The sequence below is a fragment of the Enterobacter cloacae complex sp. P18RS genome, assembly GCF_014982105.1.
Classification (GTDB): domain Bacteria; phylum Pseudomonadota; class Gammaproteobacteria; order Enterobacterales; family Enterobacteriaceae; genus Enterobacter; species Enterobacter hormaechei_C.
Genome location: NZ_JADCKV010000023.1, coordinates 16,394 through 34,870, shown reverse-complemented (window position 1 = coordinate 34,870; position 18,477 = coordinate 16,394). Strand labels below are relative to the sequence as shown.

General features: G+C 55.0%; 17 protein-coding genes. 16 read left to right on the top strand and 1 reads right to left on the bottom strand.

The window, feature by feature from the left end:
• The first annotated feature begins 168 nt into the window (after positions 1-168).
• The 3 genes from udk (at position 169) to asmA (ending at position 3,357) form a co-directional block, all read left to right on the top strand.
• Positions 169-810: a uridine kinase gene (gene udk / locus INF61_RS17705; protein WP_000130320.1), complete on the top strand. Its 642-nt coding sequence runs from the start codon at positions 169-171 to the stop codon at positions 808-810.
• A gap of 91 nt (positions 811-901) precedes the next feature.
• A complete protein-coding gene (gene dcd, locus INF61_RS17700) occupies positions 902-1,483 on the top strand; it encodes a dCTP deaminase (RefSeq protein ID WP_017383269.1) in 582 nt (193 codons plus the stop codon).
• 23 nt (positions 1,484-1,506) lie between these two features.
• Positions 1,507-3,357: an outer membrane assembly protein AsmA gene (gene asmA, locus INF61_RS17695; protein WP_039270418.1), complete on the top strand. Its 1,851-nt coding sequence runs from the start codon at positions 1,507-1,509 to the stop codon at positions 3,355-3,357.
• Positions 3,358-3,447: 90 nt separating this feature from the next.
• Here the strand turns inward: asmA and INF61_RS17690 are convergent, their stop codons facing one another.
• Positions 3,448-5,031 carry a TerC family protein gene (locus tag INF61_RS17690; protein ID WP_193547962.1) on the bottom strand — a complete coding sequence of 528 codons (1,584 nt, stop codon included), beginning with the start codon at positions 5,029-5,031 and terminating at the stop codon, positions 3,448-3,450.
• A gap of 693 nt (positions 5,032-5,724) precedes the next feature.
• On the opposite strand from INF61_RS17690, the gene INF61_RS17685 reads away from it, so the two are divergent.
• The 13 genes from INF61_RS17685 to wcaI all read left to right on the top strand — a co-directional run bounded on the left by INF61_RS17685 (position 5,725) and on the right by wcaI (position 18,475).
• The gene (locus INF61_RS17685; RefSeq protein ID WP_003862079.1) at positions 5,725-6,861 is read left to right on the top strand and encodes a polysaccharide export protein; all 1,137 of its coding nucleotides are present in this window, start codon (positions 5,725-5,727) and stop codon (positions 6,859-6,861) included.
• 6 nt (positions 6,862-6,867) lie between these two features.
• Positions 6,868-7,311, top strand: a complete 444-nt coding sequence (wzb, locus tag INF61_RS17680; protein ID WP_003862078.1) for a low molecular weight protein-tyrosine-phosphatase Wzb — start codon at positions 6,868-6,870, stop codon at positions 7,309-7,311.
• A gap of 2 nt (positions 7,312-7,313) precedes the next feature.
• Positions 7,314-9,476 carry a tyrosine-protein kinase Wzc gene (gene wzc, locus INF61_RS17675; protein ID WP_015572374.1) on the top strand — a complete coding sequence of 721 codons (2,163 nt, stop codon included), beginning with the start codon at positions 7,314-7,316 and terminating at the stop codon, positions 9,474-9,476.
• A gap of 109 nt (positions 9,477-9,585) precedes the next feature.
• A complete protein-coding gene (gene wcaA, locus INF61_RS17670; protein ID WP_017383272.1) occupies positions 9,586-10,428 on the top strand; it encodes a colanic acid biosynthesis glycosyltransferase WcaA in 843 nt (280 codons plus the stop codon).
• Positions 10,428-10,919, top strand: a complete 492-nt coding sequence (wcaB, locus tag INF61_RS17665; RefSeq protein ID WP_003863505.1) for a colanic acid biosynthesis acetyltransferase WcaB — start codon at positions 10,428-10,430, stop codon at positions 10,917-10,919. The genes wcaA and wcaB overlap by 1 nt, the downstream gene beginning before the upstream one ends.
• A complete protein-coding gene (gene wcaC, locus INF61_RS17660; RefSeq protein ID WP_017383273.1) occupies positions 10,916-12,133 on the top strand; it encodes a colanic acid biosynthesis glycosyltransferase WcaC in 1,218 nt (405 codons plus the stop codon). The genes wcaB and wcaC overlap by 4 nt, the downstream gene beginning before the upstream one ends.
• Positions 12,108-13,328, top strand: coding sequence for a colanic acid polymerase WcaD (gene wcaD / locus INF61_RS17655; RefSeq protein WP_015572375.1), 1,221 nt, complete (start codon positions 12,108-12,110; stop codon positions 13,326-13,328). The genes wcaC and wcaD overlap by 26 nt, the downstream gene beginning before the upstream one ends.
• Before the next feature lie 16 nt (positions 13,329-13,344).
• Entirely contained in the window at positions 13,345-14,091 is a 747-nt protein-coding gene (gene wcaE, locus INF61_RS17650) for a colanic acid biosynthesis glycosyltransferase WcaE (protein ID WP_003863510.1), read from the top strand.
• 16 nt (positions 14,092-14,107) lie between these two features.
• Complete coding sequence (wcaF, locus tag INF61_RS17645) at positions 14,108-14,662, top strand: colanic acid biosynthesis acetyltransferase WcaF (RefSeq protein WP_015572376.1); 555 nt, start codon at positions 14,108-14,110, stop codon at positions 14,660-14,662.
• Positions 14,663-14,683: 21 nt separating this feature from the next.
• Complete coding sequence (gene gmd / locus INF61_RS17640; protein WP_003863514.1) at positions 14,684-15,805, top strand: GDP-mannose 4,6-dehydratase; 1,122 nt, start codon at positions 14,684-14,686, stop codon at positions 15,803-15,805.
• A 2-nt stretch (positions 15,806-15,807) separates the two neighbouring features.
• Positions 15,808-16,773, top strand: coding sequence for a GDP-L-fucose synthase (locus INF61_RS17635; RefSeq protein ID WP_032671736.1), 966 nt, complete (start codon positions 15,808-15,810; stop codon positions 16,771-16,773).
• Positions 16,774-16,775: 2 nt separating this feature from the next.
• Positions 16,776-17,255, top strand: coding sequence for a GDP-mannose mannosyl hydrolase (locus INF61_RS17630; RefSeq protein ID WP_193547966.1), 480 nt, complete (start codon positions 16,776-16,778; stop codon positions 17,253-17,255).
• Entirely contained in the window at positions 17,252-18,475 is a 1,224-nt protein-coding gene (wcaI, locus tag INF61_RS17625; protein WP_022651482.1) for a colanic acid biosynthesis fucosyltransferase WcaI, read from the top strand. Before INF61_RS17630 ends, wcaI begins: the two co-directional genes overlap by 4 nt.
• Positions 18,476-18,477: the final 2 nt, after the last annotated feature.

Genomic DNA, 18,477 nt, shown 5'->3' with positions numbered 1-18,477 from the left:
AAACCGCGCGTAAAAATTTTGCTAAAGGCGTGAAACAGCGCTTTTCAGCCCGCCTCGCATAACCTGCGCATTCGACTGGTATCACGCCCCCGAAATCCCTATAATTGCCGCGTTTGACGCTCCGGCGTCGTCCTTCCTTACATCCAGGTTAATCAGGTCGCTAAATTTATGACTGATAAGTCTCATCAGTGCGTCATCATAGGCATCGCCGGCGCATCGGCTTCAGGTAAAAGTCTCATTGCCAGTACGCTTTATCGCGAACTGCGTGAACAAGTGGGTGATGAGCATATCGGTGTTATTCCCGAAGATAGCTATTACAAAGATCAATCCCATCTTTCGATGGAAGAGCGCGTAAAAACCAACTACGACCACCCCAGTGCGATGGATCACAGCCTGCTGTTCCAGCATCTGGAAGCGCTGAAGCGCGGCGAGGCGATTGAGCTGCCCGTCTACAGCTACGTGGAACATACCCGCACCCAGGAAACGATCCGTATCGAGCCCAAGAAGGTGATTATCCTTGAAGGGATTTTGCTGCTCACCGACGCCCGTCTGCGCGAATCTATGAACTTCTCGATTTTCGTCGACACTCCGCTGGATATCTGCCTGATGCGGCGTATTAAACGCGACGTTAACGAACGCGGCCGCTCCATGGACTCCGTGATGGCGCAATATCAGAAAACCGTTCGCCCAATGTTCCTGCAATTTATTGAGCCTTCGAAACAATACGCCGATATTATCGTGCCTCGCGGCGGTAAAAACCGTATTGCCATTGATATCTTAAAAGCGAAAATCAGTCAGTTTTTTGAATAAGCCGTGTGAATTGTGTACCGTTCAGAGATAACCTGGTTTTGCCCTGACGCCGTAAGGCTTCAGGGCGCGATGCACGAAAGGAGAAAGTGCCATGCGTCTTTGTGACCGCGATATAGAAGCCTGGCTGGATGAAGGCCGCCTGTCTATCACCCCGCGTCCGCCGGTTGAGCGTATTAACGGCGTGACCGTCGATGTGCGTCTGGGGAATAAATTCCGCACCTTCAGCGGCCACACGGCACCGTTTATCGACCTCAGCGGGCCGAAAGACGAAGTCAGTGCGGCGCTGGATCGCGTCATGAGCGACGAAATCGTCATCGAAGAAGGAGAGGCGTTTTATCTCCATCCTGGCGAACTGGCGCTGGCGGTGACCTTTGAATCGGTCACGCTGCCTGCGGACCTGGTCGGCTGGCTTGACGGACGCTCTTCCCTGGCGCGTCTGGGCCTGATGGTGCACGTCACCGCGCACCGTATCGATCCGGGCTGGTCTGGCCGTATCGTGCTGGAGTTCTTTAACGCCGGTAAATTGCCGCTGGCGCTTCGTCCGGGAATGATGATTGGTGCGTTGAGCTTTGAACCGCTGACCGGCCCGGCAGACCGTCCTTATAACCGCCGTCAGGACGCAAAATATCGCAACCAGCAGGGTGCGGTTGCCAGTCGTATCGATAAAGACTGATCTGTGAGTTCACTGAGGAAGCCATGAGAAGAGTTCTGACAACGCTGATGATTTTGCTGGTGGTGCTGGTGGCTGGCCTTTCAGCGTTGGTGCTGCTGGTTAACCCGAATGACTTCCGGGCCTACATGGTGCGGCAGGTGGAAGCGCGCAGCGGGTATGAACTCAAGCTGGACGGGCCGCTGCGCTGGCACGTCTGGCCTCAGCTCAGCATTCTCTCCGGACGTATGTCCCTCACCGCGCCGGGTGCCGCGCAGCCGCTGGTCACGGCGGATAACATGCGTCTTGATGTCGCGCTCATCCCGCTCTTATCCCATCAGCTCCAGGTTGAACAGGTGATGCTGAAAGGGGCGGTAATTCAGCTTACGCCGCAAACCGAAGCCGTTCGTCAGGCGGATGCTCCGGTCGCACCGCGTGAAAACACCTTACCTGACGTCCCGTCTGACACCGGCTGGTCGTTCGATATTGGTAATCTGAAAGTTGCTGACAGCGTGCTGGTTTTCCAGCATGAAGATGACGAACAGATCACCGTACGCAATATCAACCTCAGGATGGAGCAGGACGCCAACCATCACGCCACCATGGAGTTCTCCGGGCGGATCAACCGCAATCAGCGCGATCTCAACCTGTCGATGAACGCGAACGTGAACGCCTCTGATTATCCGCACCAGCTGACGGCGGACGTTCAGCAGCTTAACTGGCAGCTGACCGGCGCGGATTTACCCGCGAAGGGGATTGCCGGCCAGGGCACGATGCAGGCGGTGTGGCATGAAGAGCGCAAACAGCTCGAACTGAACGCGCTCAACCTCCAGGCCAACGACAGTGCCCTGAAGGGGCAGGCGAGCGTCACGCTTGATGAGAAACCTAAGTGGGTGCTGGATCTGCAATTCGACAAGCTGAACCTCGAGAACCTGCTTCCGCCCCAACCGGTGAACGCGACCGATGAGGGAGCCACGCAGGTGGGGCAAAGCCAGGTCACGCAGTCGCGTCCGGTGATCTCCTCAAATCTCGATCAGCCTGACTACAACGGCCTGCGCGGATTTACCGCCGACATTCTGCTGAAAGCGAACAGCGTGCGCTGGCGTGGGATTGATTTTACTGACGTCAGCAGCCAGATGTTCAACCACAACGGCCTGCTGGTCATCTCCGAGCTCAGCGGAAAAATGGGAGCAGGGAACCTCTCCCTGCCGGGCTCGCTGGATGTGCGCAAAGACGTTGCCAGCGCCGCGTTCCAGCCGCGTCTGGAAAACGTTGAGATTGGCACCATCCTGAAAGCCTTTAATTACCCGATTGCCCTCACGGGGCAGCTGTCGCTGGCAGGGGATTTCTCTGGTACGAAGATTGATGCGGACGCTTTCCGTCGTAGCTGGCAGGGGCAGGCGCACGTTGAGCTGAAAGATTCGCGCATGGAAGGGCTGAACTTCCAGCAGCTGGTGCAGCAGGCGGTAGAGCGCAGCAGCAGCGTGAAAGCGAATGAAAACTACGACAGCGCAACCCGTCTCGACAGCTTTACCAGCGAGCTTGCCCTCGACAACGGTCAGCTCTCGCTTGACGACATGCAGGGGACGTCGTCACTGCTGGCGCTGACCGGAACCGGCGCGCTGGATCTGGTGAAAGAGACGGCAGACACCCGCTTCAACGTCCGCGTGAAGGCTGGCTGGGAAGGCGAAGGACAGCTTGTGGAGTTCCTGAAAGAGACGCCGATACCGCTGCGCGTGTACGGAAAATGGCAGGAGTTGAATTACAGTTTGCAGGTCGATCAGATCCTGCGTAAGCACCTTCAGGATGAAGCGAAACGTCGGCTGAATGACTGGGCGGACCGCAATAAAGAGTCTCAGTCAGGTAAGGACGTGAAAAAGCTGCTCGATAAGCTGTGATGCCTGTTGTGCCGGGTGGCGGCTTTGCCTTACCCGGCCTACAAAAGCCAGACACCGTAGGCCGGGTAAGCGAAGCGCCACCCGGCTTTTTTACACCTCAAAATCCATCTCATCTTCACCGCGCAGCGGTATCAGCTGCACCTTCTGCACGCGATGGCTCTCTACCTGCAAGGTTTTGATCATGTAATCCCCCACCTGAACCTCTTCGCCCGGCTGCGGAATACGTTGCAGATATTCCATCAGCAAACCGGCGATGGTGTGGTATTCGCGCTTCTCGTCCAGCGGAAGCGGAACGAACTGCACCAGATCTTCGAGCGGCATGTGGCCGTTGGCGGTCCAGCTGCCGTCGGCGTTTTTCTGAATATCGTGACGCGCATCGATCTCATCCACCTCATTAGGCAGATTACCGGCGATGGTTTCCATCACGTCGCTGAGCGTCACCAGCCCTTCCACAGAACCAAACTCATCAACGACAAACGCGAAGTGGGTACGCGCGTTGCGGAACTGCTCCAGCGCGGAGAGCAGCGGCAGCGCTTCCGGGAAGACCAGCGGCTGGCGCACCAGCGCCCGCAGGTTGAGCGGCTCGCCGTGAAGCTGCTGTTGCAGGAGGTCAATCACGTGTACCACGCCCAGCAGCTCTTCTTCCTCTTCACCGCCGGTGACAACCACGCGGGTGTGCTGGTTTTTATCCAGCAGGGCACGGATCTGCTCTTCCGGCGCCGTCAGGTCAATATGCTCAATGTCATGGCGGGAGGTCATGATACTGCTCACCGAGCGCTGGTTGAGGTTAAGCACGCGCTCTATCATCCGGCGTTCCTGCGGGTTGAAGATCTGCCCGTCGCTGTGGTCGGCAAGCATCGCCGCGGATTCAGCATCCAGCTCGGCATCCTCTTTTTTGCCGCTCAGCAGGCGCATCACCGTATCTGCGGTGCGCTGTCGTAATGTCTGGTTCGCGGAGAGAAAACGGCGACGGTTGAAAATGGCCAGCTGGTTGAGAAACTCAATCAGCACCGAGAAACCAATGGCGGCGTACAAATACCCTTTCGGGATATGGAAGCCAAAACCATCCGCCACCAGGCTAAAGCCAATCATCAGCAGGAAGCTCAGACAGAGGATGACAATTGTCGGGTGACTGTTCACGAAGCGCGTCAGGGCTTTACTGGCGAGCACCATCAGGGTGATGGCAATGATCACCGCGGCCATCATCACCGCCAGATGGTCAACCATCCCGACGGCCGTGATCACGGAGTCGAGAGAAAAGACGGCGTCCAGCACCACGATCTGTGCGACCACCGGCCAGAATTTAGCGCCGCGTCGCTGGGTGGGGTTTTCACTGTCTTTTCCTTCCAGCCGCTCATTAAGCTCAACCGTGGCTTTGAACAGCAGGAACAATCCGCCGAAAAGCATGATCAGGTCGCGGGCGCTAAAGCTCAGACCCTGCACGCTGAATAAGGGTTTGGTCAGCGTCACCAGCCAGGAGATTGAGGCCAGTAACAGCAGACGCATCAACATGGCGAGCAGAAGACCCGTCACGCGGGCGCGGTCGCGTTGTGAAGGGGGTAATTTATCGGCAAGGATGGCGATAAACACCAGGTTATCAATGCCGAGCACTAATTCGATGACGACCAGCGTCACCAGCCCGGCCCAGATTGATGGATCGGCAATCCATTCCATAGTAAATGCAATACCTTCTGTTATATGACTAATGTCACACTTCGATCATGGATAAAGCCGACGGAAATTGCAATGCCGGGGTGAGATTTCTCTTAATGCTACACTCAGGTAAACCCCATTTGCCGGGCGGTGTAAATAAGTTAATTGCGAAGATTTAATTACATAAGACGATATTTAGGATATATCGCAATAAATGGTCTGGCGATCTATTTTGTCAATATAAAGAAAATCCGAAAACCTTAAAACTTTGCTCTTAATATTAATCTTAAAAACGAATATTAGGACGGTTGTCTCCTTGCCTGCTATTAGGTTAGCTGCAACAATTCTTCCAGCATCAAATGTTAAATCTCCTTGTTGCTATTTTTGTTTCGGTCTTTGGTGAAGGTTATACATTATCAATCGCCCCTGTGAGGCGTTTGATATATTTCGAAAAAGGCCTTATCCAAGAGGGTGTCTAACCATAACGCATTGTTTAGTCAGTGGATTGGTAACTGAAAGCCAAGGGCGGTAGCGTGCCTGAAAGCGTGTGAATCAGCCTCAATTATTCTGTCAATAGCCAATGGATGAATAAGCTTTTTTTAGGACTGATGCCAGTTATATTGCTAAATGATTAACTGCATTCTGATTGTCACCACGACCCGCGCTTATTTTAATTGCACAGGATAATTACTCTGCCAAAGTGATAAATAATCAATGATGAAATCCAAAATGAAATTGATGCCATTATTGGTGTCTGTGACCTTGATGAGTGGTTGCACGGTCTTTCCCGGCAGCAATATGTCGACAATGGGCAAGGATGTGATTAAACAGCAGGATGCTGATTTTGATCTCGACAAAATGGTGAATGTGTATCCATTAACCCCACGTCTGGTGGAACAATTACGCCCACGTCCAAATGTTGCTCAGCCAAATATGTCTCTGGACCAGGAAATTGCCTCTTACCAGTATCGCGTGGGTCCGGGTGACGTCATTAACGTGACCGTCTGGGATCACCCTGAACTGACCACGCCTGCGGGCCAGTACCGCAGCTCAAGCGACACCGGTAACTGGGTACAGTCCGATGGCACCATGTTCTATCCCTACATTGGCAAAGTGCACGTCGCGGGCAAAACGCTTGCTGAGATCCGTAGTGATATTACCGGCCGCCTGGCGCAGTACATTGCTGACCCGCAGGTGGACGTTAATATCGCCGCGTTCCGATCCCAGAAAGCCTATATCTCTGGCCAGGTCAATAAATCCGGCCAGCAGGCGATCACCAACGTCCCGCTCACCGTTCTCGATGCGATCAATGCCGCAGGCGGCTTAACCGACGGCGCTGACTGGCGCAACGTGGTGCTGACCCACAACGGCAAAGAGCAGCGCATTTCGCTTCAGGCGCTGATGCAAAACGGTGACCTGACCCAGAACCGCCTCCTTTATCCGGGCGATATTCTGTACGTGCCGCGCAACGACGATCTGAAAGTGTTCGTGATGGGTGAAGTGAAGAAACAGAGCACCCTCAAGATGGACTTCAGCGGTATGACCCTGACCGAAGCGCTGGGCAATGCGGAAGGCATCGATCTGACCGCCTCCAACGCCAGCGGTATCTTCGTGATCCGTCCTATCAAAGGCGAAAACGCGAAGGGCAAGATTGCCAACATCTACCAGCTGGATATGTCCGACGCGACGTCCCTGGTCATGGCAACGTCGTTCCGTCTCCAGCCGTACGATGTGGTCTATGTCACCACCGCGCCGGTTGCCCGCTGGAACCGTCTGATCAACCAGTTGCTGCCTACCATCAGTGGCGTTCGCTACATGACGGATACGGCGAGCGACGTTCATAACTGGTAAGCCGCGATGTTTAACAAAATTCTGGTGGTGTGCGTGGGGAACATTTGCCGTTCCCCCACGGCTGAAAGGCTGTTGAAAAATTACCAGCCTGCGTTAACGGTCGACTCCGCAGGGCTGGGCGCGCTGGTCGGAAAAGGTGCCGACGAACGTGCCGCAAGCGTTGCCCTTGAGCATAACCTCTCACTCGACGGGCACGTTGCCCGTCAGGTCTCTGGCCGGATGTGCCGGGAATATGACCTGATCCTCGCGATGGAAAAACGCCACATTCACGCGCTGTGCGATATCGCACCGGAGATGCGCGGCAAGGTGATGCTGTTTGGTCACTGGGATGGTGAGCGCGAAATTCCCGATCCGTATCGCAAGAGCCGCGAGGCCTTTGAGGCGGTATACACCTTACTAGACCAGTCTGCCCGTCAGTGGGCGCAGGCACTGAAAGCTCAGCAGGGATAACAATGACAGAAAAAACAAGACCTTCTGCCGCCCCGACGTCGGGCAGTGATGAAATCGATATCGGTCGCCTGGTCGGGACCGTTATTGAAGCGAAATGGTGGGTGCTGGGTATTACCGCCATCTTTGCCGTGGCGGCGATCGTTTATACGCTGTTCGCGACGCCTATTTACAGCGCCGACGCGCTGGTGCAGATCGAACAAAATACCGGAAACTCGCTGGTTCAGGATATCGGCTCGGCGCTGGCCAACAAGCCGCCGGCATCGGAAGCCGAAATTCAGCTGATCCAGTCGCGCCTGGTACTGGGCAAAACGGTTCACGATCTGGGGCTGGATATCGCGGTCACCAAAAACACCTTCCCGGTATTTGGCGCAGGCTGGGATCGCCTGATGGGGCGCAGTAACGATACGGTAAAAGTGACCGACTTCGTGATCCCAAAAGGGGCAGGGGACCAAACCTTTACCCTGACCGTGCTGGGACCAAAACAGTATCAACTGACCAGCGACGCGGGCTTCAGCGCACGCGGTGAGGTGGGGCAGATGCTGACCAAAGAGGGCGTCAGCATCAAGGTCAGCGCAATTCAGGCGCATGAGGGCGGGGAGTTTACGGTCACCAAATTCTCGACGCTCGGGATGATCAACAACCTGCAAAACAACCTGACCGTCACCGAAAACGGCAAGGACACCGGCGTCCTGAGCATGACATTCACCGGTGAAGACAAGGATCAAATTCGCGACATCCTCAATAGCATCACCCGCAACTATCTGGAGCAGAACGTTGAGCGTAAGTCAGCGGAAGCCGCAAAAAGTCTGGCGTTTCTCAGTAAACAGCTGCCGGAGGTGCGCGCCCGTCTGGATGATGCAGAGAACAAGCTGAACGCATACCGTCAGGACAAGGATTCCGTCGATCTGCCGCTGGAGGCGAAATCGGTTCTCGACTCCATGGTGAATATTGATGCGCAGCTGAACGAGCTGACCTTCAAAGAGGCGGAGATTTCCAAGCTCTATACCAAACGTCACCCGGCGTACCGCACGCTGCTGGAGAAACGTCGTACCCTGGAAGAAGAGAAGGCGAAGCTGAATGACCGCGTGACCGCGATGCCGAAGACGCAGCAGGAAATTGTACGCCTGACGCGTGATGTGGAATCCGGCCAGCAGGTTTACATGCAGCTGCTGAACAAACAGCAGGAGCTGAAAATCACCGAAGCCAGCACCGTCGGCGACGTGCGTATCGTTGACCCGGCGATTACCCAGCCGGGCGTGCTGAAGCCGAAGAAAGCGCTGATTATCCTCGGCAGCATTATTCTCGGCCTGATGCTTTCCATTGTCGGCGTGCTGCTGCGCTCGCTGTTCAACCGCGGTATCGAAAGCCCGCAGGTGCTGGAAGAGAACGGGATCAGCGTGTACGCCAGCATCCCGCTTTCAGAGTGGCAGAAGTCCCGTGACAGCGTCAAAACCGTTAAGGGCGTCAAGCGTTACAAACAGAGCCAGCTGCTGGCCGTGGGTAACCCGACTGACCTGGCGATTGAAGCGGTGCGCAGCCTGCGTACCAGCCTCCACTTCGCCATGATGCAGGCCAAAAACAACGTCCTGATGATGACCGGTGTCAGCCCGTCAATCGGTAAAACCTTCGTCTGCGCCAACCTGGCGGCGGTGGTGAGCCAGACCAACAAGCGCGTGCTGTTGATCGACTGCGATATGCGTAAGGGCTACACCCATGAGCTGCTGGGGACCAACAACGTTAACGGTCTGTCGGAAATCCTGCTCGGTAAAGGGGAAATCAGCGAGAGCGCCAAGCCGACGTCGATTCCGAAATTTGACCTGATCCCGCGTGGCCAGGTGCCGCCGAACCCGTCTGAACTGCTGATGAGCGAGCGCTTCACGCAGCTGATTGAGTGGGCGAGCAAAAACTATGACCTGGTGCTGATCGATACCCCACCAATTCTGGCGGTCACCGACGCTGCCGTGGTAGGGCGTCATGCGGGCACCACGCTGATGGTCGCACGCTATGCGGTGAACACCCTGAAGGAAGTGGAAACCAGCCTGAGCCGCTTTGAGCAGAACGGTATTGAGGTGAAGGGGGTCATTCTGAACTCCATCTTCCGCCGCGCGACCGGGTATCAGGATTACGGCTACTACGAGTACGAATACAAGTCTGACAGTAAATAATAATCCCCCTCATCCTAACCTTCTCCCCAGGGGGAGAGAGGACTGCATGGTGCAGCTTTTCTCCCTCTCCCTCCGGGAGAGGGTCGGGGTGAGGGATAAGGGGAAGACCATGACCACACAACGCCCTTTGATTTCTATCTATATGCCGACATGGAATCGTCAGCAGCTGGCGATCCGCGCGATTAAATCGGTCCTGCGTCAGGATTACGATAACTGGGAACTGATTATCGTGGATGACTGTTCCTCCTCTTACGAACAACTGCAAAAGTTTGTTGAAGACCTGAACGACCCGCGCGTGGTGTACACCCACAACGCCATCAACTCCGGGGCGTGTGCGGTGCGCAACCAGGCGATTATGCAGGCGAAAGGGCAGTATCTGACCGGTATCGACGACGATGACGAATGGACGCCAAACCGTCTGTCAATCTTCCTGTCGCACAAAGCGCAGCTGGTGACCCACGCGTTTCTGTATGCCAATGACTATGTTTGCCAGGGCGAGGTCTATTCGCAGCCGGCCAGCCTGCCGCTGTATCCGAAATCACCGTATTCCCGCCGCCTGTTCTACAAGCGCAACATTATCGGCAATCAGGTGTTTACCTGGGCATGGCGCTTTAAGGAGTGCCTGTTCGATACCGAGCTGAAGGCCGCGCAGGATTACGACATCTTCCTGCGGATGGTGGTGGAGTACGGCGAGCCGTGGAAGGTGGAAGAGGCCACGCAGATCCTGCACATCAATCACGGGGAGATGCAAATCACCTCGTCGCCGAAGAAATTCTCGGGTTACTTCCATTTTTACCGCAAGCACAAGGACAAGTTTGACCGTGCCAGCCGGAAGTATCAGCTCTTCACCCTGTATCAGATCCGTAATAAGCGCATGAACTGGCGCACGCTGCTGACGCTGCTTTCCGTGCGTAACGGCAAGCGTCTGGCTGACGGGCTTCGGGGGAAATAATGTTTCTGGAAGATTGCCGCGCTAACAGCTGGAGCCTGCGCCCGTGCTGCATGGTTCTGGCCTACCGTATTGCGCACTTTTGCTCGGTGTGGCGCAAAAAAAATGTGCTGAACAATATCTGGGCCGCGCCGGTGCTGGTGCTGTACCGCATCATCACCGAATGCTTTTTTGGCTATGAAATTCAGGCCGCTGCCACCATTGGCCGCCGCTTTACCATTCATCACGGCTATGCGGTGGTCATCAACAAGTTCGTCGTCGCGGGTGATGATTTCACCATTCGCCACGGGGTGACAATCGGCAACCGCGGGCCAGACAGCCTGGCCTGCCCGGTGATTGGCAATAACGTCGAGCTGGGCGCCAACGTGGTGATGATCGGGGACATTACCGTGGGCAATAACGTGACGATTGGCGCAGGCAGCGTGGTGCTGGACAGCATTCCGGACAACGCGCTGGTGGTGGGCGAGAAAGCCCGCGTGAAGGTGATTAAATGAACATTCTGCAATTTAACGTACGCCTCGCAGAGGGCGGGGCGGCAGGCGTAGCGCTGGATCTGCACCAGCGCGCGCTGCAAAAAGGACTCCAGTCGCGCTTTGTTTACGGTTACGGTAAAGGCGGCAAGAAAAGCGTCAGCCATGATAACTATCCGCAGGTGCTGAAGCAGACGCCACGTCTGACCTCCATCGCCAATATTGCGCTGTTCCGCCTGTTTAACCGCGACCTGTTCGGCAACCTGAATAATCTCTACCGCACCGTCACCCGCACTCGCGGCCCGGTTGTGCTGCACTTCCACGTGCTGCACAGCTACTGGCTGAATCTGGAAGAGGTGGTGGCGTTTTGTGGCAAGGTGAAGGCGCACAAGCCGGATACCCGATTTGTCTGGACGCTGCACGACCACTGGAGCGTGACCGGACGTTGCGCCTTTACCGACGGCTGCGAAGGCTGGAAAGATAACTGCCAGAAATGCCCTACGCTCAGCAACTACCCGCCTGTGAAGGTCGATCGCGCGCATCAGCTGGTTGAGGGTAAGCGTCAGCTGTTCCGCGATATGCTCTCGCTCGGCTGCACCTTTATCTCCCCAAGCCAGCACGTGGCGGACGCTTTTAATAGCCTGTACGGAGCAGGGCGCTGCCAGATCATCAACAACGGTATTGATGTGGCAACGGAAGCGATCCTGGCCGAACTGACGCCCGTAGCCGTTACCCCCGGTAGGCCGAAAATTGCGGTCGTCGCCCATGACCTGCGCTACGACGGCAAAACCAACCAGCAGCTGGTGCGCGACATGATGGCGCTCGGCGACAAAATTGAGCTGCATACCTTTGGCAAATTCTCGCCGTTTGATGGCGCTAACGTGGTGAACCACGGGTTTGAAACCGACAAGCGCAAACTGATGAGCGCGCTGAACGGTATGGACGCGCTGGTGTTCAGCTCCCGCGTGGACAACTACCCGCTGATCCTGTGCGAAGCGCTCTCCATCGGCGTACCGGTGATCGCCACCCACAGCGACGCCGCGCGGGAAGTGCTGGAGAAATCCGGCGGTAAAACCTTCAGTGAAAATGAGGTGCTGCCGCTGGTGCAGTTGTCGAAGGCCGATATCGCGCAGGCTGTTTTTGGCACGGACCTGGAATCGTTCCGCAACCGTAGCCGCAAAGCGTACAGTGGACAACAGATGCTGGAGGAGTATGTCTCGTTCTATCAGAATCTGTAGTTATCTGCTGCTGCCGCTGATCTACCTGCTGGTCAACGTTAAGATTGCCCAGCTCGGTGAAAGCTTCCCGATCACTATCGTCACCTTCCTGCCGGTTCTGCTGTTGCTTTACGTTGACAAGCTTAACCTCAAAAAGCTGATGATTTCACTGGGCATCGGGTTTGGTCTGACGGCGTTTAACTACATCTTTGGTCAGTCGCTGGACGCCAGCAAATATGTCACCTCCACCATGCTGTTTGTTTATATCGTTATCATTATTGGCATGGTGTGGAGTATTCGCTTTAAAACTATTTCTCCGCACAATTATAGGAAAATCCTCAGATTCTTTTATATTGTCGTCGGGCTGATTGTTGTGCTTGCGGCAATGGAGATGGCGCAAATTATTCTCACAGGCGGCAGTAGCCTGATGGAAATAATTTCGAAATATCTTATATACAGTAACAGCTATGTACTGAACTTCATTAAGTTTGGTGGCAAGCGTACAACCGCGCTCTATTTTGAACCGGCGTTTTTTGCTCTGGCATTAATCTCAATTTGGCTCAGCATCAAACAGTTCGGTATCAAAACCCCCAAGACCGATGCTATGATTCTTGCAGGAATCGTTCTGTCAGGGTCGTTCTCCGGGGTAATGACGTTTATTCTGTTTTACCTGCTGGAGTGGGCGTTCCAGTACCTGAACAAAGAGGCGATTAAGAAAAAACTGCCGCTGGCGATAATCTCTCTGACGGTATTTTTAGTGGGCGTAATATTTGCGTTTCCGTACATTTCTGAACGTCTGGGTGATTTGGGAACGGAAGGTTCGTCGTCCTATTATCGCATCATTGGTCCACTGGTGATGGTGGGTTATTCCTTAACCCATATTGATGGCGTAGTAAGATTCGGCTCACTTTACGAATATGTTGCATCATTCGGAATCTTTAACGGTGCGGATGTCGGTAAAACCATAGACAATGGTCTGTATCTGTTAATTATCTATTTTTCCTGGTTCGCCGTACTGTTGACACTGTGGTATCTGTTTAAAGTTTTCAAAATGATGATTAACGCGTTTGGTGATAACCAGAACTTTCGCGTGCAACTTTATCTGTTCACACCGGTGTCGTTGTTTTTTACCGGGTCAATATTTAGCCCGGAATATGCATTCTTAATTGTATGTCCGTTTATTTTGCGCAAAGCGCTGAATATTACGAGCGTATGACGAAATGAGGTGATTTATGTTTCTTAGCGTCATTACTGTCGCCTTTCGTAACTACGAAGGGGTGGTAAAAACCTGGCGCTCGCTGCGCAACCTGGCGCGCGATCCGAGCCTCACTTTTGAGTGGATCGTGGTCGATGGCGGCTCGAACGACGGCACGGCGGAGTTCCTGGAAAAACTCAACGGTGAGTTCAACTTACGTTACATCAGCGAGAAAGATAAAGGTATTTACGATGCCATGAATAAAGGCATCAACATGGCGCAGGGGCGTTACGCGATCTTCCTCAATTCCGGCGATGTGTTCCATGAAGATGTGGCGCTGTTTGCCCGTCAGCTGGCGCGCCAGAAAGAAGATGCCATGTTTATCGGTGATGCGCTGCTTGATTTCGGCGAGGGGAAAAAAGTGCTGCGCGGCGCGAAACCAGGCTGGTATATCTACCACAGCCTGCCGGCCAGCCATCAGGCTATTTTCTTCCCAATGAGCGGCCTGAAAAAACAGCCTTACGATTTGCGCTATAAAGTGTCATCAGATTATGCCCTGGCCGCCAGCCTGTACAAATCTGGCTACCCGTTCCGTCGAATTAAAGGACTGGTATCTGAATTTTCAATGGGTGGCGTGTCAACCTCGAATAATCTGGAACTGTGCCAGGATGCCAAAAACGTGCAGCGTAAAATATTACGCGTGCCGGGGTTCTGGGCGGAATTATCTTATTTCTTACGTCTGAAAACGACGGGTAAAGCGAAAGCCTTATATAACAAAGCCTGAGATATAAGGAAACGTAATGCAGGAATTAAATGGATTCTCCGTGCCGAAAGGTTTTCGGGGCGGGAGCGGTATTAAAGTTCAACTGTGGTGGGCTGTACAGGCAACGTTATTTGCCTGGTCGCCGCAAATACTGTACCGCTGGCGCGCATTTTTACTGCGTCTGTTTGGCGCAAAAATAGGAAAAAACGTAGTCATTCGACCTTCGGTGAAAATTACTTATCCCTGGAAATTAACGCTTGGGGATTACGCCTGGGTTGGGGATGACGCGGTGTTATATACCCTTGGCGAGATTACGATTGGCGCAAATTCGGTGGTTTCACAGAAGTGTTATTTGTGCACCGGCAGCCACGATTTTATGAGCCCGCATTTTGATATTACCGCTTCGCCTGTTGTGATCGGTGAAAAATGCTGGCTGGCAACAGACGTCTTTGTTGCACCCGGTGTTTCTGTTGGCGATGGCACGGTAGTCGGTGCCCGCAGCAGCGTTTTTAAATCGCTTCCGGCAAATAAAATTTGCCGTGGCAACCCCGCAGTGGTGATACGCGAACGCGTTGAAACTGAAAAACTTTGATAAGTACAGAGGAATATAAACATGTCTAAAGTCGCTCTCATCACCGGCGTTACCGGACAAGATGGTTCTTACCTGGCAGAATTGTTACTGGAAAAAGGGTATGAAGTTCACGGTATTAAGCGTCGTGCCTCTTCATTCAACACCGAGCGTGTCGATCACATTTACCAGGATCCGCATGCGGCAAACCCGAAATTCCATCTGCACTACGGCGACCTGACCGATACCTCCAACCTGACCCGCATCCTGCAAGAAGTACAGCCGGATGAAGTGTACAACCTGGGGGCAATGAGCCACGTTGCGGTTTCCTTCGAGTCCCCGGAGTACACCGCTGACGTGGATGCGATGGGTACGCTGCGTCTGCTGGAAGCGATTCGCTTCCTTGGTCTTGAGAAGAAAACCCGCTTCTACCAGGCATCTACCTCTGAGCTGTACGGTCTGGTGCAGGAAATTCCGCAGAAAGAGACCACGCCGTTCTACCCACGTTCTCCGTACGCTGTGGCGAAACTGTACGCTTACTGGATCACCGTGAACTACCGTGAATCCTACGGCATGTACGCCTGTAACGGCATTCTGTTCAACCACGAATCTCCGCGTCGCGGCGAAACCTTCGTGACCCGCAAAATCACCCGCGCGATCGCCAACATCGCTCAGGGCCTGGAGTCTTGCCTGCACCTCGGCAACATGGATTCCCTGCGTGACTGGGGCCATGCGAAAGACTACGTGAAAATGCAGTGGATGATGTTGCAGCAGGAACAGCCAGAAGACTTCGTGATCGCGACCGGCGTGCAGTACTCCGTGCGTCAGTTCGTTGAGATGGCTGCGGCACAGCTGGGCATCAAGCTGCGCTTCGAAGGCACCGGCGTGGAAGAGAAGGGTATCGTTGTTTCCGTGACCGGCCACGACGCACCGGGCGTGAAGCCAGGCGACGTGATTGTCCAGGTTGATCCGCGTTACTTCCGTCCTGCTGAAGTGGAAACCCTGCTGGGCGACCCAACCAAAGCGCACGAGAAGCTGGGCTGGAAACCAGAAACCACCCTGCAAGAAATGGTATCCGAGATGGTGGCCAAAGATCTTGAAGCAGCGAAAAAACACTCCCTGCTCAAGTCTCATGGCTACGAGGTTGCCATCGCGCTGGAGTCCTGAGAATGACAAAACAACGTATTTTTGTCGCCGGTCATCGCGGAATGGTGGGTTCCGCGATTGTTCGCCAGCTGGAACAGCGCGGCGACGTTGAGGTGATTGTTCGCACCCGCGACGAGCTGAACCTGCTTGATAGCCTTGCGGTGCAGGACTTCTTCGCCAGCGAACGTATCGACCAGGTGTATCTGGCGGCGGCGAAGGTGGGCGGCATTGTCGCTAACAACACCTACCCGGCGGATTTCATCTACGAGAACATGATGATTGAGAGCAACATCATTCACGCGGCGCATCTGCACAACGTGAATAAGCTGCTGTTCCTCGGCTCATCCTGTATCTACCCGAAAATGGCGAAGCAGCCGATCGCCGAGAGCGAACTGTTGCAGGGCACGCTTGAAGCCACCAACGAGCCGTATGCGATTGCCAAAATTGCCGGGATCAAGCTGTGTGAATCCTACAACCGTCAGTATAACCGCGACTATCGCTCGGTGATGCCGACCAACCTGTACGGACCGCACGACAACTTCCACCCGAGCAATTCGCACGTGATCCCGGCGCTGCTGCGTCGTTTCCACGAGGCGACTGCCGAAAACGCCCCGGACGTGGTGGTGTGGGGCAGCGGTACGCCAATGCGTGAGTTCCTGCACGTGGACGACATGGCGGCGGCCAGCATTCACGTCATGGAGCTGGATCGCGAGGTGTGGCAGGAAAACACCGAGCCGATGCTGTCGCACATTAACGTCGGGACCGGCGTGGACTGCACCATTCGCGAGCTGGCGCAGACCATCGCGCAGGTGGTGGGCTACAAAGGACGCGTGGTGTTTGACGCCACCAAACCGGACGGCACGCCGCGCAAGCTGCTGGACGTGACCCGTCTGCATCAGCTGGGCTGGTATCACGAGGTCTCACTGGAGCAGGGGCTGGCCAGCACCTACCAGTGGTTCCTGGAAAACCAGCACCGCTTCCGGGGGTAATGATGTTTTTAAGTCAGGAAGATTTTGCCACGGTAGTGCGTTCCACTCCGCTGATCTCAATTGATTTGATCGTGGAGAACGAACGCGGCGAGTTCTTGCTGGGGAAACGAACCAATCGTCCTGCACAGGGCTTCTGGTTCGTGCCCGGCGGGCGCGTGCAGAAGGATGAGACGCTTACCGATGCGTTTGAGCGTCTCACTCTGGCGGAACTGGGCCTGCAACTGCCGATGGCAGCGGGCCAGTTTTACGGGGTCTGGCAGCACTTCTATGACGATAACTTTTCAGGCACCGGGTTCACCACGCACTACATCGTGCTGGGGTTCCGCCTGAAGGTGAGTGAGGCAGACCTGCTTCTGCCTGATTCTCAGCATGACGATTACCGCTGGTTAACGCCAGAGGCGCTGCTGGCAAGCGACAACGTCCATGACAACAGTCGGGCGTACTTCCTTGCGGAACGTCAGGCCGAGGTGCCAGGTCTATGAAAATCCTCGTCTACGGAATTAACTACTCGCCGGAGCTTACCGGTATCGGGAAATACACCGGCGAGATGGTCGAGTGGATGGCGAGCCAGGGACATGACGTGCGGGTGATTACTGCCCCGCCGTATTACCCGGAGTGGAAGGTAGGCGAACGCTATTCCAGCTGGCGCTACCGCCGCGAAGAAGGCGCCGCGACCGTCTGGCGCTGCCCGCTCTACGTGCCGAAACAGCCCTCGACGCTGAAACGTTTAATTCATCTGGGCAGCTTTGCCCTGAGCAGTTTCTTCCCGCTGATGGCGCAGCGACGCTGGAAGCCGGATCGCATCATCGGCGTGGTGCCGACGCTGTTCTGCACGCCAGGCATGCGCCTGCTGGGCAAACTCTCCGGCGCGCGCACCCTGCTGCACATTCAGGATTATGAAGTGGACGCCATGCTCGGGCTGGGGATGGCCGGGAAAGGCAAGGGCGGCAAGGTGGCGAAGCTCGCCAGCGCCTTTGAGCGCAGCGGTCTGCACAACGTGGATTACGTCTCGACCATTTCGCGCTCAATGATGAACAAGGCGCAGGAGAAGGGCGTCCCGGCGGAAAAAGTGATCTTCTTTCCGAACTGGTCCGAAGTGGCGCGCTTCCGCGATGTGACAGACCAGGATGCGCAGGCGTTACGCGCGCAGCTCGGGTTGCCTGCTGAGCAAAAAATCATTCTTTACTCAGGCAACATCGGCGAAAAACAGGGGCTGGAGAGCGTGATTGACGCCGCGCTTCAGCTGAGCGAACACCCGTGGATGTTCGTGATAGTCGGGCAGGGCGGCGGTAAAGCGCGGCTGGAAAAAATGGCCAGCGAGCGCGGACTGACCAACATCCGCTTCTTCCCGCTTCAGTCTTATGACGCGCTGCCCGCGCTGCTGAAAATGGCGGATTGCCATCTGGTGGTGCAAAAACGCGGCGCGGCGGATGCGGTGCTGCCGTCCAAGCTGACAAACATTCTGGCAGTGGGCGGAAACGCGGTGATTACGGCAGAAGCCGCAACAGAATTAGGCCAGCTGTGCAACAGCTACCCGGGCATTGCCGTTTGCGTGGAGCCGGAATCGGTTCCTGCGCTGGTGACCGGAATTGAGCAGGCACTCGCCATGCCAAAAGAGAACACGGTGGCACGTGAATATGCCGAACGCACGCTCGAGAAAGAGAACGTGCTGAGCCAATTTATTGCAGATATACGGGGATAAAT